The following is a 12,741-nucleotide window of genomic DNA, read 5'->3' as shown; positions in this document are numbered from 1 at the left end:
GTACCGAGCTTAGCCCTGACCTAGGCGATGAATACCGATCCGGCGAAGCCTGCAAAAAGAACCAGGTGTGCCACCCCTAATGGCACGGTCGTCCGCCGCCGGGTATACGTGACCCACAGCAGGATCAGCGTTGCCAGAAGCAACGCAACATCCAACCCACGCAAGCCAAATACGACAACGTTGCCTGTCACCACCCCGATGACGAGGACGGATGGCACGGTCAAACCAACGGTGGAAACAAAAGCGCCAAGGCAGAGGTTGACAACCCGCTGCATCTCATTGTTGAGCGCCGCCCGCAGGGTGGTCAGCGTTTCTGGTGTGAAGACAATGGCCGCGATCACCACGCCCCCGAGGGCGATAGGCAGATGCAACTCACTGACCCCGAAGTCGATGAGGGTTGCCAGGTGTTCCGCCAACATGGCGATGGCTACCAGGAGCGCGACAAGGATCAGGAACCTCGCGGCAAGTGAGTCAACTGGTGACGCTTTCGCTGGAGAGGTTTTCTCGTCAGTGCGACCGTGTCCCTTAAGAGCCACCCCACCCGTATGTGGAGCTCGAAAAAGATTCCGTCCTCGGCCAATTTGGAAGACCAGGAACACCGCGTAGCCCACGCCCACAACATTCGCCAGGATGAGGGCCGCAGCCGTTGGGAATGAGCCAGTGTAAGGGCGGAAAACGACGGGGCCGAGGAAGGTTGCCAGTGCGAGCGTGGTGATCAAGACCAGATAGATGCGGGTGCCGCCAGGATTGAACCGCTGGGGGCCGTTGCGGCGGGCCCCGATGACAATCGCGACACCGACAACCAGGTTGAGGATGATCATCATTACCGAGTAGATGGAGTCACGTGCGATCGTGGGCGCGGGACTGGGCCCAAGCATGACAGCCGCAATCAGGACCACTTCGATCACCACGACTGAGAGCGTGAGAATCAGAGACCCGTACGGCTCCCCCAGCCGCTTGGCCAGTGCGTTGGCTTCGGCGAGGACGCCAAAGGAGGCGAAGATAATCACCCCGAGGAGAGCGATAAAACCAACGATGACGAGGCCGACCGGGGTTGAAGTTGGATCGACATGGAACAGTTGGAACAGGCCCACTGCCAGCCACGCGGTGAGGAGCCGAAGCAGGCGAAAGACCCCGCGGTCAGTCCGCATCTGTCACCGGTAAAAGTGCCCCCGTCTTGGGGTCCAGTAGGAAACCGCGCACTGTGACATCTGCGGAAAGTAGCGGATAGTTCCGGATGATCTCTACATCCGCCCGAACGGTCGCCTCCGGGTCACCAATGGTAAGCCAATCAACCATCGACGCGGGGGCTTCCAGCGCGAGGTTCTCGCGAGCAAGCACCTCGACGATTCCCGCCTGAGTCGTCCCCGACATTCCGCAATCAAGATGCTGAACTACAAAGATTTCGTCAGTGCCCAGTAGTCGGGTGGAAGCCACTAGAGATCGCAGTGCATCATCTGATGCCCGCCCTCCCGCATTGCGGATGTAGTGAGCCTCAGGAACTGACAATCCCAGAGCTCGATCAGGCTCCAGTCTGCAATCCATGCAGGTTAGTACCGCGATCTTGCGAGTCGGTCGGTGCGGCAAATCTTCCGGGTATGGATACGCTTCGACGTATTCAGCGTTCGCAGCGAGTACTTTCTCAAGTTCAGACATGATGTCAATCTACCGCCGACTAGCCCCGCTGGGGAAAAAGGCGACGGAGCATGCCTGAGCGCAACCGTTCGTGATTCACTGCCGCGACCGCCGACAGGGGGATTGAAGCCGGGCAGACGATCGCGCATTCGCCGTAGTTGGAACAGGGGCCAAAGTTCTGATCCGCCACTTCGACCATGCGCTTGGCCCTGCGGGCACGCTCCTCAGCGGGGAGCGGCAGGAGAGACAGGTGCATCAGCTTCGACCCGACAAACAGGTTGGCTGACCCATTAGGACAGGCCGCCACACACGCACCACACCCGATACATGCCGCGAAGTCCAGAGCGTTCTCTACAGTTGTGTGGTCCACCGGCACCGCTTCGGCGTCCGGGGCAGTGCCCGTGTCGATGCTGACGTAGCCACCGGCTTCAATCACCGCGTCTAGTGCGCGCCGATCAACCATGAGATCCCGAATGACAGGATATGCCGCTGAGCCGAGGGGAGAAATGCGTACCGTCTGCCCATCTTGGAAGGAGCGCAGGCGCTGGTGGCAGGCGGGCGTGTTCTCTTCTGGGCCGTGAGGAAATCCATTTACCGTGATCCCACAGGCACCGCAGATACCTTCTCGACAGTCCGACTCAAACGTGACGGCGTCCCGACCCGCAGAGACCAAACGTTCGTTGAGCCGGTCAAGGACCTCAAGGATGGACATCGATTCGTCGAGGTCGTCCACCGTGAAACGTTCCCAGCGTGGGTTGGCATCAGCATTGTCCTGGCGAAGGACCTCCAACTTGAGTTTCATGCGTAGCTCCTTGTGGCAAGTGGGACCGCAGTGAAGGTGAGCGGTTCGCAATGGCGGATGAAGGACAGTCGCCCCGATGAGTCCCGGGCGCTCTGCCACGCTGAGGCAAACGCCCAGTTCCTGTCATCTCGCTTTGCTTCGCCATCAACCTGGTACTCGCTGCGGAAGTGGGCCCCGGCTGATTCGCGGCGGTCTAAGGCGTCAACGATCATTAGCTCAGCCAAATCCAAGAAGTCGGCGACCCTACCTGCTTTTTCGAGGGTTTGGTTGATGTTTTCTCCCGATCCGGGCACGGAAACTTCCCTCCAGAACCTCTCCCGGAGCTCAATCACTTCGCGCCTTGCCTCAGTCAGCGATGCTTCAGAACGCTCAACCCCGCAACCCCTATAGAGAATGTCGCCCAGTTCGCGGTGGAAGGCTCCTGGGCTGACGTCTCCGCCAACTTCAAGGAGTCTGCTCACCCTGGTTGAGACATCGCGAACCGTCGCGAGCACCGCTGGGTCGTCCTCGTCGATCAGAGTTTCCCCCAAATGCGGCGCCAAGTAGTTGGGAACGGAGAACGGCAGGGTGAACCAGCCGTCAACACACGCACTGAGCAGCGAATTTGCCCCCAGTCGGTTTGCGCCGTGATAGCTCCAGCCTGCTTCCCCACCCACAAAGAGGCCGGGAATGTTGCTCATCAGGTCATAGTCCGTCCACAGGCCCCCCATCGTGAAGTGAGCTCCCGGGGCAATGCGCATGGGGACGGTGTATGGGTCCTCTCCCGTTGCGTGCTGGTACATGGTGAAGAGGTTCCCGTAGCGTTCACCAATCGTCTTAGCGCCCACTTTCGAGATTGCGTCTGAGAAATCGAGGTACACCGAGTTCTTCAGCGGACCCACGCCCTTACCGAGGTTGATCTGCTCAGTTGCCGCCCTCGACGAAATGTCGCGCGGAGCCAGGTTTCCAAATGCCGGATACTTTCGCTCTAGGTAGTAGTCCCGCTCCGACTCTGGGATCTCACCCGGCGCGCGGGAATCGCCCGCAACCTTTGGGACCCAGATCCTTCCGTCATTACGAAGAGATTCGCTCATCAGAATCGTTTTGGACTGCCACGGGGAGTTAACGGGCAGTGCGGTGGGGTGGAACTGCACGAAACTGGGGTGTGACATCCACGCCCCACGCATGTGAGCCCTCCACGCTGCCGTGGCATTTGAGTTCAACGCTAGCGTTGAGTAGTAGTAGACGGACCCGTATCCGCCGGTCGCCAAGATAACGGCGTGAGCAGGAATTGCGCGTACCTCACCGGTCACCAAGTCGCGGACAACCACCCCGCGCGCCTCACCATCCTTGACGATGAGGTCGAGCATCTCGGTTCTGGTGTGCAGCGTGACCCGGCCGCGATCAACCTGCCGCAATAGTGCTTGAGCTGCAGCGATCTGCAACTGCTGACCCGACTGACCCCGCGTGTAGTACGTCCTGGAAACCTGCACCCCACCAAAGGAACGCGTCGCAAGCGTCCCTCCATACTCCCTGGCAAACGGCGCTCCAATAGCGTTCATGTGGTCGATGACGCGTACCGACTCCTCACCAAGGCGAAATGCCTCTGCTTCGCGCCCTCGAAAGTCTCCGCCCTTGACGGTATCTTTCACGAACCGACCTAGCGAGTCTCCGTCGACCTTGCGTGCTCGGGCGGCGTTTATGCCTCCCTGTGCAGCAACTGAGTGGGCCCGTCGCGGAGCATCATGGTACGTGACTGCCTCAACGTTGTAGCCGAGTTCGCCAAGGGTCGCGCAAGCGCCCGCTCCGGCCAGTCCTGTCCCAACTACAACGACGGTGAACTTACTGCGGTTGAGCGGACTAACAAGGCGGTACTGGTCTTTGCGGCGCGCCCACGCGGTCTCTGGGTCTCCGTCCGGAACTCCGGAATCCACCGTAGACCCAACTTGGACACGTGGCGCCGACGAGGGCGGAGCCACAAAAGGCCGGGTCGTTTTGCCGCGCTTTTGCCAAGAAATCCCAAAACTCATGACAACCACCCCATCTGCACCGCCACCGGAATAAAGCCATTGCCCGCCAAAATCACCAGCGCGCACAAGCCGCCCACCCAAACCAGCACCTGCCGCAAGCGGTAACCCATTGCTCCGAGGTCTTGCCCAGCGGTTTGCACCCCGTGGAACACGTGCGCAGAAAGCAACACCATCACAAGAAGGTAGATGGCAGCCATCCAAGGTCTCTGAAACGAGGCAACCAGGTTCGCGTAGGCGTAGGAGGCCGATTCGGTGTGCCCCGCAAACTCCACGGGTGCGACGGGAGAGGCTCCAAGGGTGAGGTCAAGAACGTGCATGATCAGGAAGGCGAGAATCGCTACGCCCGTGTATGGCATCAACTGCGCAGAAACTGACTTCACGGTGCCCCGGCCGCCGCGTGCTCGGTCCCGCAGATTGATGCGTGCGCTCTTGCCGCCCGCTCTGCGTCCTCGCAGCCACACGATGGTAGCCGCCCAGACATGAAGCAAGAGTGCCACCACAAGGATGATCCTCATGGCCCAGAGTATGAATCCCTCGGGAAAGAGCGGGTAGAACGCGTGGCGAAGCCAGTGGGCGTAGGTGTTGAAGGAATCGGGGCCAATGAAGACTTTGAGGTTGCCGTAGAGGTGGATCAGCACGAACGCCACCCAGATCAGGCCGGTCACTGCCATCGTCACTTTTAGCGCCCAGTTGCCGGGAGGTCGCCATCCGCCGTGCACCTTCTCAAGGTCGGTGCTTGCTGAGTCTGTCTTCGTCGCCATCTCGCCCCCTCTACCCAACTATATGGAAGAGGTCACGCTTTTGACGCGACTTCGGTCCCACGGAATCGTCCACCCCAGCTCATCGAATAGTCGGGAAAGGATCATTGCCGTGAAACCCCAGACAATGTGGCCCCCGAACTGGGGTCCGAGGACGAACATGGGACCCGTAAACCGCGTGCCGGAATGGTTCAGTATGGAGACACCCCGTCGCACTGGGTCCAGAAGCTCACCGACTGGCACCCGAAACACGTCAGCCGTTTCTGTCCCATCTGGTACCAGCGGTGAGGCTTTGTGCCACCAGGCTAGGACCGGGGTCACCAGGTTGCCGCTGTTTGGAATCAGTGCGGTCGTGAGGGGCCCCAGGTCGGTGACTCCCGCCGGTTCCAAGCCGGTTTCTTCTGCTGCTTCCCTTACCGCGGTGGCAAATGGGCTGCAGTCACCGGGCTCGACCCCTCCCCCGGGAAAGGCAATCTGCCCGGGGTGGTGGCTGAGCGTGGTGGAGCGGCGAAGCAGGAGGACGTCCAACTCCGGTGGTACCGCGCCGAGAGGCGTGGCTGCGGGAACCGCATCAAGGCTCCCAAAGAGAAGTAGCACGGCCGACTTGCGAACTGCGAGTCCCCCTCCATCAACCGGCATATCGAAATCGAAGGACTCAGCATTGTCAGCCAAGCGTCGGAGGTCGGAAAGCGCATCCTCCACTGATCTAGACATGGGTCCAGCCTATGTCGGGTCACCTCAGATGTGGGCATGGACTGCCACAATCGACATGTGAAGGTCGTAATCGCACCCGACTCGTTCAAAGAGTCCATGTCTGCAGCCATGGCTGCAGAGGCCATGAGGCGGGGCCTTCTGACGGCTGTCCCCCATGCTCATGTAATCGTCTGCCCGATGGCCGACGGTGGGGAAGGGTCCTTGCAGACCGTACTCAACGCCCCTGCTAGCCGGTTCGCTCCCGTTCAGATGTGCGTCCAAGGCGCCCTCGGGCAACCAAAAACTACGCGGTATGCCTGGGATGGCGTTCAACGTAACGCCTTTATCGAGTCTGCGGAAGCAATCGGGCTACAAACCGTCCCTCCTTCAGAGAGGAACATCTGGAGACAGTCATCGTTCGGGGTCGGCGAACTCGTCCGCGATGCACTGGATCGGGGCGCCCGGAAAATCACCGTGGGGCTCGGTGGTAGTTCCACAAACGACGGTGGCGTCGGCGCACTGGCTGCCCTCGGTATGCGACTTATGGACGAGGACGGAAATGCAGTCGAGGCCACCCCACAGGGATTGAAGAGCCTTGCCCGGGTTGACCTAGGGCAGCTGGATCCACGCATCTTCGAGTGTGAACTCGAGGTCGCAGTGGATGTCGACAATCCCCTGTTCGGACCTCGGGGCGCGACAGCGGTTTTTGGTCCTCAAAAAGGGGCTACACCCGATGATATTCCTCAACTCGAAGTGGTTCTCGAACGCCTGGTGGGCGCCGTCCATTCCGCCTCCGGAGCGGACGGCACTTCCAACACTCACATACGGCCCGGTGCCGGCGCTGCCGGAGGGTTGGGGTGGGCCTTCATGGAGGTCCTCGGCGCCACACCGAAGTCTGGAGTCGACCTGATCTCTCAGATCGTGGGACTTCCTGATGCGCTGTCTGGCGCAGACCTCCTCCTCACCGGTGAAGGCAGTTTCGATGCCCAAACCCTGGGTGGAAAAACAGTCATGGGCGTTGTCCAGCAGGCGGCACAACGCGGCATTCCAACCGTGGTGTTTGCTGGACGTGTCAACAGTCAAAAATCCGACATCTTGGATGGAATCAAGGACATTGTGGAAATCAGCCCACGCGATCTTCCCTTAGAGGTCGCTCTTCAGAATGGGCCCACCAACCTCGAAAAGGCGGTAGCAGCCTATTTCACGCAGACGAAGCACTGAGTCAACTTGAGCGGCGGGCCTGTTCCCACAGTTGCTGGAGTACTTCCTCATTGAGAACCGGGGTCGCGGGCTCTTCAACGAAGCTTGAGTTGCCGTGCACCTGGCGGTGGAGCTGCTCCATACGATGATCCAAGATCTCTGCCGCAGCAGCCGCTTCTGTCAGCTCTTCGACAATGTGGTCTGGCACTTCACCGTCATACTTGTAAAAAATCTTGTGCTCCAACGCGGCCCAGAAATCCATAGCAATGGTTCTGATCTGGATCTCCACCGGCACCCGTACCGGACCCGTAGAAAGGAAAACGGGGATCTCAATAATCGCGTGGAGACTCTTGTATCCATTGGGCTTAGGGTTGGCGATATAGTCCTTGAGCTCAAGGATTGTAATGTCATCCTGAGAACTGAGTGCCTGCAGCACCCGATATGTGTCTGCTTTGAAACTGCAGGTGATGCGTATCCCCGCAATGTCCCGCACATTCTCCCGAATCGCCTGAACCGAAGGGGCAATCCCCCGACGGTTCATTTTCGAAAGAATGGATTCTGCAGACTTAACCCTGGAGGTGACGTGCTCAATCGGGTTGTACTTCTGCAAGTGCAGGAACTCTTCCCGAAGGATCGTCACCTTGGTGAGGACCTCATCAATACCGAACTGGTACTCCATCATCATGCGCGTGAAGTCGTCACGCATTTGCCTTGCAAAGTTCGCCATCTCGATGCTGGGCTGCGGCATGGTGACGATTTGTTGTGACTCGGAGGACGTACTCATAGTGGAAGTCTAGGCGCCAGCAGTCACGGTCACCGCGTTCCGCAAACCGTTCAGCTTGAGGCTGACAGGGTTGAATCTTCTCCATTCACGTAGGAAATAAACCGCTGGAAAGCGGCACTTCCCTCAGGGTCATTCTTGTACACGCCCGCATGTTCGAGGACGGTTGCAAAAGCCTTCCCCACCTCGTCCTCGACCACTTGCTGGGCATTTTCGGCAGTGACCCGATCTGCAAACCCTTCAGCCCACTCCGCATGTTTTTCAGTTAGTTCGCTGTCATGCAGGTTCGCGCCGGAAACTAGACCGTCCGCAACCGCGGCCAGCTCATCCTTGAGGCGGGCGGGAAGCACGGCCAATCCCATAACTTCAATCAGGCCGATGTTCTCTTTCTTGAGGTGGTGCAGTTCAGCGTGGGGATGGTAGAGACCAAGTGGGTGCTCTTCGGTGGTGAGATTGTTGCGGAGGACCAGATCCAGTTCAAACCGTGCGCCGCGTCTGCGCGCAATCGGCGTGATTGTGGAATGGGGTTCCCCGTCCGTGACCGCAAGAACCATGGCGTCCTCGTCCGTGTAACCGCGCCACTTCGTGAGGATCTTGTCGGCCAGGTCAATCAGTCGATGTGGATCGTCAGCGGTGAGGCGCAGGACCGACATGGGCCACTCGACAATGCCGGCGTCCACGTCCTCGTACCCGGTGAACTCGACTGCCTCACGCAGGGGTGCACGCTCCATTGCGAACTCGAATCGGCCTCCCTGGAAGTGGTCGTGAGAGAGAATTGACCCGCCGACAATTGGTAAGTCCGCATTCGACCCAACAAAGTAGTGCGGGAACTGACCAACGAAGTCTAGAAGTTTCCCGAATGCTGCCCGATCGATCTTCATCGGTGTGTGCTCTTCATTGAAGACGATGCAGTGCTCGTTGTAGTATACGTATGGCGAGTACTGGATGTACCAGGGCGCACTGTTGATTGTCACCGGAACCAAACGATGGTTCTGCCGGGCTGGGTGATTGAGTCTTCCCGCGTACCCTTCGTTCTCTGCGCACAGCAGGCACAGCGGGTATTCGGCTGCGGGCATGTTGCGTGCCGCCGCGATGGCTCTGGGGTCCTTCTCAGGCTTCGCCAGGTTAATCGTCAGGTCGATTGTCCCGTAGTCGGTGGCGCTCTGCCAGGCAACATCTTTCGCCATGCGATCGCGGCGAATGTAGTTGGTGTCCTGACTGAGGGCGTAGTACCAATCGGTCGCGGACTGGGGGTCGACCTCGGCAAGTTCGCGGAACCGGCGGCGAACTTCGCGTGGCGGCGGAGTTAGTCGGCCCATGAGTGCAGTGTCGAAGAGGTCGCGGTACACCACGGAGTCCTGCCCAACGACTCCGCGGGCAACCGCATCGTCAGTCAAGGCATCGAGGATTTGCGCCACGTCCAGAGCCCGAATCCGCTCACCTTCATCGGCCGCCACGTAAGTGTCCCGCTGCAGTTCTTCTAGGACTCCGTTGCGAGCCCACACCCGGTCCGAGGCTTCAATCAAGCCCCGCTGCTGTGCGTAATCCAACAGGGCATCAATGTATCTGCTGACCGTTTGTGTTTGGGCGTCGGCCACGAGCACTTCTCTTCCCTATGAGTTCAATTCTTACGACAGCGCGAAAGGCTGCTAGCTCGCAATAACTCCGCCACCAACTGGGCGAATGCGCAGGATATGACACATGTTCGGTCCCAACACCGCTTCGATATTGGCTTTGAAATCTGCTGCTTCATTCTCTGGGACGTATGCCTGCACGGTCCCGGCAAAGCCACCGCCATGGACACGCACTGCACCCCGACCAGCAAGTAGCTTTTCGGCGAGGGCGATCGTCAAACCCACCGCCTGTCCCTCCGGTGCAGATATGGAATAGATGTTCTGCAGGTTCGTCGCAGAGGACACGCCGGATTCAGTGACCAGGTCTAGGAAATCATCGAAGTGACCCCCTGCTAATGCGCTGGCCTGAACGGGAACGCGGGCATTGTCCTGGAAGAAATGGATTGCTCGCAGTAGCGCCCGATCATTTGTGGCGGCGCGGACACCGGCCAAATCCGCCCAAAACATCTCTTCGTCAACGTCCCTGAGGTAGTCCTGGCCGAAGTAGTTCGCGACCGCACCCATGTCGTGGGTGATCGCGGAATAGTCATCAGTAAGATCCGCGTGGTCTGCACCCGAATCGATAATGCACAGGACGTGACCGGAATCGGCCATGGCAAAACCGACCTCGTCAACGAGCGGATGTGCCGGGTCACCGAAGTCAATGCTGACAACCCCACCAATCGAGCATGCCATCTGGTCCATGAGACCCGAGGGCTTCCCAAAGTAGACGTTCTCTGCATACTGGCCGATCTGGGCCAGCTCTATTGAAGACAGTGCGTCATCGCAGAATAACGTGTTGAGAATGTTGCCAATCAGCACCTCATACGCGGCCGAGGACGAAAGGCCGGAACCAGCCAAAACCTGGGAATCAACGACAGCATTGAAACCACCCAGGGTGTATCCGCGCTGCGCAATCGCACTGGCCACCCCGCGGACCAGGGAGGGGAACTTCCCGACCTCGGCCTCCTTTTGAGCCAGGTCGCTCACATCCAGGACCAGGTCACCGAAGCCTTCCTGGTGGATGCGGATTTCGTTGGTGTCATTTGGGCCCGCGCATGCAACCATGTCCATGTTCACCGATGCGGCCAGAACCCGGCCGTGCTGGTGGTCCGTGTGGTTCCCACCCATCTCGGTTCGCCCCGCTGCGGTAAATAGTGTCGCTGGATTGCCCGGAAAGACGTCCTCGTACACCTCCACCAAGTGGATCAGCCGCTCCGTTGCGGCATCAAGCTCAGAGTCACTTGAACCGTAAAGATCAGCCAAGACTTCGTTAAGATTTCCATCGCGCAGACGCGTCAGCAGCTCGTTAGAGTCCATGATGCAATCCTACCGCGGGGGCGCCGGTGACATTCATCAGTTGGAAGCAGATTGCCTGCATCTAGGACTTAGGTGCAACATTGTCTTTATGAGAATCCTTTCGATCCAGTCCGCAGTCTCCTACGGCCACGTCGGCAACTCTGCCGCCGTCTTCCCTCTTCAGCGCATGGGACATGAGGTGATGCCGGTTTATACGGTCATGTTCTCCAATCACACGGGGTACGGGGATTGGAAGGGCCCGATGATGACGGGGCAGAACGTCCGCGACATTGTTGCGGGCATCGACACCAGAGGTGGGCTCGGTGACACCGAACTAGTACTTTCCGGATACCAGGGTGGCAACGACATCGGGGACGCCATCCTCGATTCGGTCAAGTTGGTGAAGGAGCGCAACCCGAATGCGCTCTACGCTTGCGACCCGGTACTGGGAAGTGCCATCAAGGGCTGCTTCGTCTCACCCGAGGTGCAGGCCCTGGTTCGCGACAGGGTGGTGCCCCAAGCGGACATCATCACCCCTAACCAGTTTGAGTTGGGCTTCCTCACCGGGACAGAACCACGCACACTCGAAGAGACCCTGGAATCAGTTGATCTGGTTCGCGCTAAGGGTCCTTCAACCGTCCTCGTCACTTCGGTTGACCGTCCTGACGCACCTGCCGGAACCATCGAAATGCTAGCGGTCAATGACGAGGGCGCCTGGCTGGTGCAAACACCCCGCCTCGACTTCCACCCTTCAGGTTCCGGGGACGTCACCGCCGCACTGTTTGCATCAGCACTGGTTGAAACTGGTTCCGCGCCACAGGCTCTTGCCCGCACAGCGGCCTCCATCTTCGATCTGCTTGAGGCGACCTATGATGCTGGCTCCTCAGAGCTGCTACTGATTGAAGCCCAGGAAGCCTTTGTCAACCCCAAGCGCAGCTTCGAAGTAACTCAGGTACGCTAGCCCAAACCAAGCCGGAGCTGCTCGGAGGCCCGGAGGAATGGAGTGCACCATGGCGGGTGGGACAACACAGACCGTAACTTCGCACGGAGGGCTAGCCCTACCCAAGATCGGACTTGGCACCTACACACTCAACGGGATTGCCGGGGCCGAAGCGATCGAAGCTGCAATTGACATGGGGTATCGCCTTATTGACTCCGCATTCAACTATGAGAACGAGGGCGCGACTGGTGCTGCAATCAGGGCATCGTCAGTCCCCCGCGACCAACTGATCTACACATCCAAACTGCCCGGACGTCACCACCGCTACGACGATGCCGTCCTCGCCATTGAAGAATCTCTGCTGAGGACGGGCCTTGACTACATCGACCTCTACCTGATCCACTGGCCCCTTCCCAAAGTGGATCGGTACGTGGAGGCGTGGCAGGCACTGATAGACGCCCGCGACCGTGGCCTCGTCAAGTGGATCGGCGTATCCAACTTCCTGCCAGAGCACATTGAGCGCCTTGAAGCAGAAACAGGCGTTGTGCCGGAAGTCAACCAAATACAGTGCCACCCATACTTCCCCGATTCAACCCAGGTCGCCTATGACCGGAGCAAGAGAATCATCACTGAAGCCTGGACGCCACTGGGCAAGGGAAAGGCCCTGCTGGAAGAGCCGACGATTGTTGACATCGCGGAGGCCCATGACGCCACGCCAGCGCAGGTTGTGCTCGCCTGGCACATGAGCCGGGGTGCGGTGCCAATCCCCAAGTCGTCGTCGCTGGAACGCTTGGCCTCCAACCTCGAGTCAGTGAACCTGGATCTCAGTGAACCCGAGGTCGCGGCTATTACTGCGCTCGGGGAAGGCCCTGAAGGCGAAGGTCGCAGCCCGCGTGCCGGTCGCGTCCTCGACCTGGATCCGGCAACCCACGAAGAGTTCTAGACTGCAGTTGACCATCGCACCCCTTCTGCTAGTGCCGGGAACACAGCAGGGTCTTGAGTGATTTATGT

12 protein-coding genes are annotated in these 12,741 nt (G+C 59.2%); 3 read left to right on the top strand and 9 right to left on the bottom strand.

Annotated elements, in window-relative coordinates; all coding sequences use genetic code 11:
* Positions 1–20: 20 nt before the first annotated feature.
* From IDL90_RS01350 to IDL90_RS01325, 6 genes are read right to left on the bottom strand one after another with little or no spacing between them, the layout of a single operon-like run.
* On the bottom strand, positions 21–1,151 hold the full coding sequence (locus IDL90_RS01350; RefSeq protein ID WP_182140858.1) for a calcium:proton antiporter: 1,131 nt from the start codon (positions 1,149–1,151) through the stop codon (positions 21–23).
* Positions 1,141–1,656, bottom strand: a complete 516-nt coding sequence (locus IDL90_RS01345; protein WP_182140860.1) for a carbonic anhydrase — start codon at positions 1,654–1,656, stop codon at positions 1,141–1,143. Before IDL90_RS01345 ends, IDL90_RS01350 begins: the two co-directional genes overlap by 11 nt.
* A 19-nt stretch (positions 1,657–1,675) precedes the next feature.
* Positions 1,676–2,437, bottom strand: coding sequence for a succinate dehydrogenase/fumarate reductase iron-sulfur subunit (locus IDL90_RS01340; RefSeq protein ID WP_182140862.1), 762 nt, complete (start codon positions 2,435–2,437; stop codon positions 1,676–1,678).
* Positions 2,434–4,446: a fumarate reductase/succinate dehydrogenase flavoprotein subunit gene (locus IDL90_RS01335; RefSeq protein WP_187994081.1), complete on the bottom strand. Its 2,013-nt coding sequence runs from the start codon at positions 4,444–4,446 to the stop codon at positions 2,434–2,436. The genes IDL90_RS01340 and IDL90_RS01335 overlap by 4 nt, the downstream gene beginning before the upstream one ends.
* The gene (locus IDL90_RS01330; protein ID WP_220458712.1) at positions 4,443–5,207 is read right to left on the bottom strand and encodes a succinate dehydrogenase cytochrome b subunit; all 765 of its coding nucleotides are present in this window, start codon (positions 5,205–5,207) and stop codon (positions 4,443–4,445) included. The genes IDL90_RS01335 and IDL90_RS01330 overlap by 4 nt, the downstream gene beginning before the upstream one ends.
* An 18-nt stretch (positions 5,208–5,225) precedes the next feature.
* Positions 5,226–5,918, bottom strand: a complete 693-nt coding sequence (locus IDL90_RS01325) for a CoA pyrophosphatase (RefSeq protein ID WP_182140865.1) — start codon at positions 5,916–5,918, stop codon at positions 5,226–5,228.
* Between the two features lie 57 nt (positions 5,919–5,975).
* Between IDL90_RS01325 and IDL90_RS01320 the strand changes: the two genes are divergently transcribed.
* On the top strand, positions 5,976–7,118 hold the full coding sequence (locus IDL90_RS01320; protein ID WP_187994080.1) for a glycerate kinase: 1,143 nt from the start codon (positions 5,976–5,978) through the stop codon (positions 7,116–7,118).
* A 1-nt stretch (position 7,119) separates the two neighbouring features.
* Here the strand turns inward: IDL90_RS01320 and IDL90_RS01315 are convergent, their stop codons facing one another.
* From IDL90_RS01315 to IDL90_RS01305, 3 genes are read right to left on the bottom strand one after another with little or no spacing between them, the layout of a single operon-like run.
* Positions 7,120–7,881 carry a GTP pyrophosphokinase family protein gene (locus tag IDL90_RS01315; RefSeq protein WP_220458714.1) on the bottom strand — a complete coding sequence of 254 codons (762 nt, stop codon included), beginning with the start codon at positions 7,879–7,881 and terminating at the stop codon, positions 7,120–7,122.
* Positions 7,882–7,931: 50 nt separating this feature from the next.
* The gene (galT, locus tag IDL90_RS01310) at positions 7,932–9,476 is read right to left on the bottom strand and encodes a UDP-glucose--hexose-1-phosphate uridylyltransferase (RefSeq protein ID WP_223175100.1); all 1,545 of its coding nucleotides are present in this window, start codon (positions 9,474–9,476) and stop codon (positions 7,932–7,934) included.
* Positions 9,477–9,527: 51 nt separating this feature from the next.
* Positions 9,528–10,811: a galactokinase family protein gene (locus IDL90_RS01305; protein WP_187994079.1), complete on the bottom strand. Its 1,284-nt coding sequence runs from the start codon at positions 10,809–10,811 to the stop codon at positions 9,528–9,530.
* Positions 10,812–10,899: 88 nt separating this feature from the next.
* On the opposite strand from IDL90_RS01305, the gene pdxY reads away from it, so the two are divergent.
* Positions 10,900–11,751 carry a pyridoxal kinase PdxY gene (gene pdxY, locus IDL90_RS01300; protein ID WP_182140868.1) on the top strand — a complete coding sequence of 284 codons (852 nt, stop codon included), beginning with the start codon at positions 10,900–10,902 and terminating at the stop codon, positions 11,749–11,751.
* Between the two features lie 37 nt (positions 11,752–11,788).
* Positions 11,789–12,673 (top strand): aldo/keto reductase, encoded by an 885-nt coding sequence (locus IDL90_RS01295; protein ID WP_262508940.1) that lies wholly within the window; start codon positions 11,789–11,791, stop codon positions 12,671–12,673.
* The last annotated feature ends 68 nt before the right edge of the window (positions 12,674–12,741 follow it).

The sequence above is a fragment of the Schaalia sp. JY-X159 genome, assembly GCF_014525425.1.
GTDB lineage: Bacteria > Actinomycetota > Actinomycetes > Actinomycetales > Actinomycetaceae > Scrofimicrobium.
Note: the sequence above shows the minus strand (reverse complement) of the source record. Positions and strands in the feature narration are given on the sequence as shown.

Coding starts and splice junctions, on each gene's coding strand:
- IDL90_RS01305 (WP_187994079.1), bottom strand. CDS start 10,811: ATGGACTCTAACGAGCTGCTGACGCGTCTGCGCGATGGAAATCTTAAC.
- IDL90_RS01345 (WP_182140860.1), bottom strand. CDS start 1,656: ATGTCTGAACTTGAGAAAGTACTCGCTGCGAACGCTGAATACGTCGAA.
- IDL90_RS01315 (WP_220458714.1), bottom strand. CDS start 7,881: ATGAGTACGTCCTCCGAGTCACAACAAATCGTCACCATGCCGCAGCCC.
- IDL90_RS01350 (WP_182140858.1), bottom strand. CDS start 1,151: ATGCGGACTGACCGCGGGGTCTTTCGCCTGCTTCGGCTCCTCACCGCG.
- IDL90_RS01340 (WP_182140862.1), bottom strand. CDS start 2,437: ATGAAACTCAAGTTGGAGGTCCTTCGCCAGGACAATGCTGATGCCAAC.
- IDL90_RS01335 (WP_187994081.1), bottom strand. CDS start 4,446: ATGAGTTTTGGGATTTCTTGGCAAAAGCGCGGCAAAACGACCCGGCCT.
- pdxY (WP_182140868.1), top strand. CDS start 10,900: ATGAGAATCCTTTCGATCCAGTCCGCAGTCTCCTACGGCCACGTCGGC.
- IDL90_RS01330 (WP_220458712.1), bottom strand. CDS start 5,207: ATGGCGACGAAGACAGACTCAGCAAGCACCGACCTTGAGAAGGTGCAC.
- IDL90_RS01295 (WP_262508940.1), top strand. CDS start 11,789: ATGGAGTGCACCATGGCGGGTGGGACAACACAGACCGTAACTTCGCAC.
- IDL90_RS01325 (WP_182140865.1), bottom strand. CDS start 5,918: ATGTCTAGATCAGTGGAGGATGCGCTTTCCGACCTCCGACGCTTGGCT.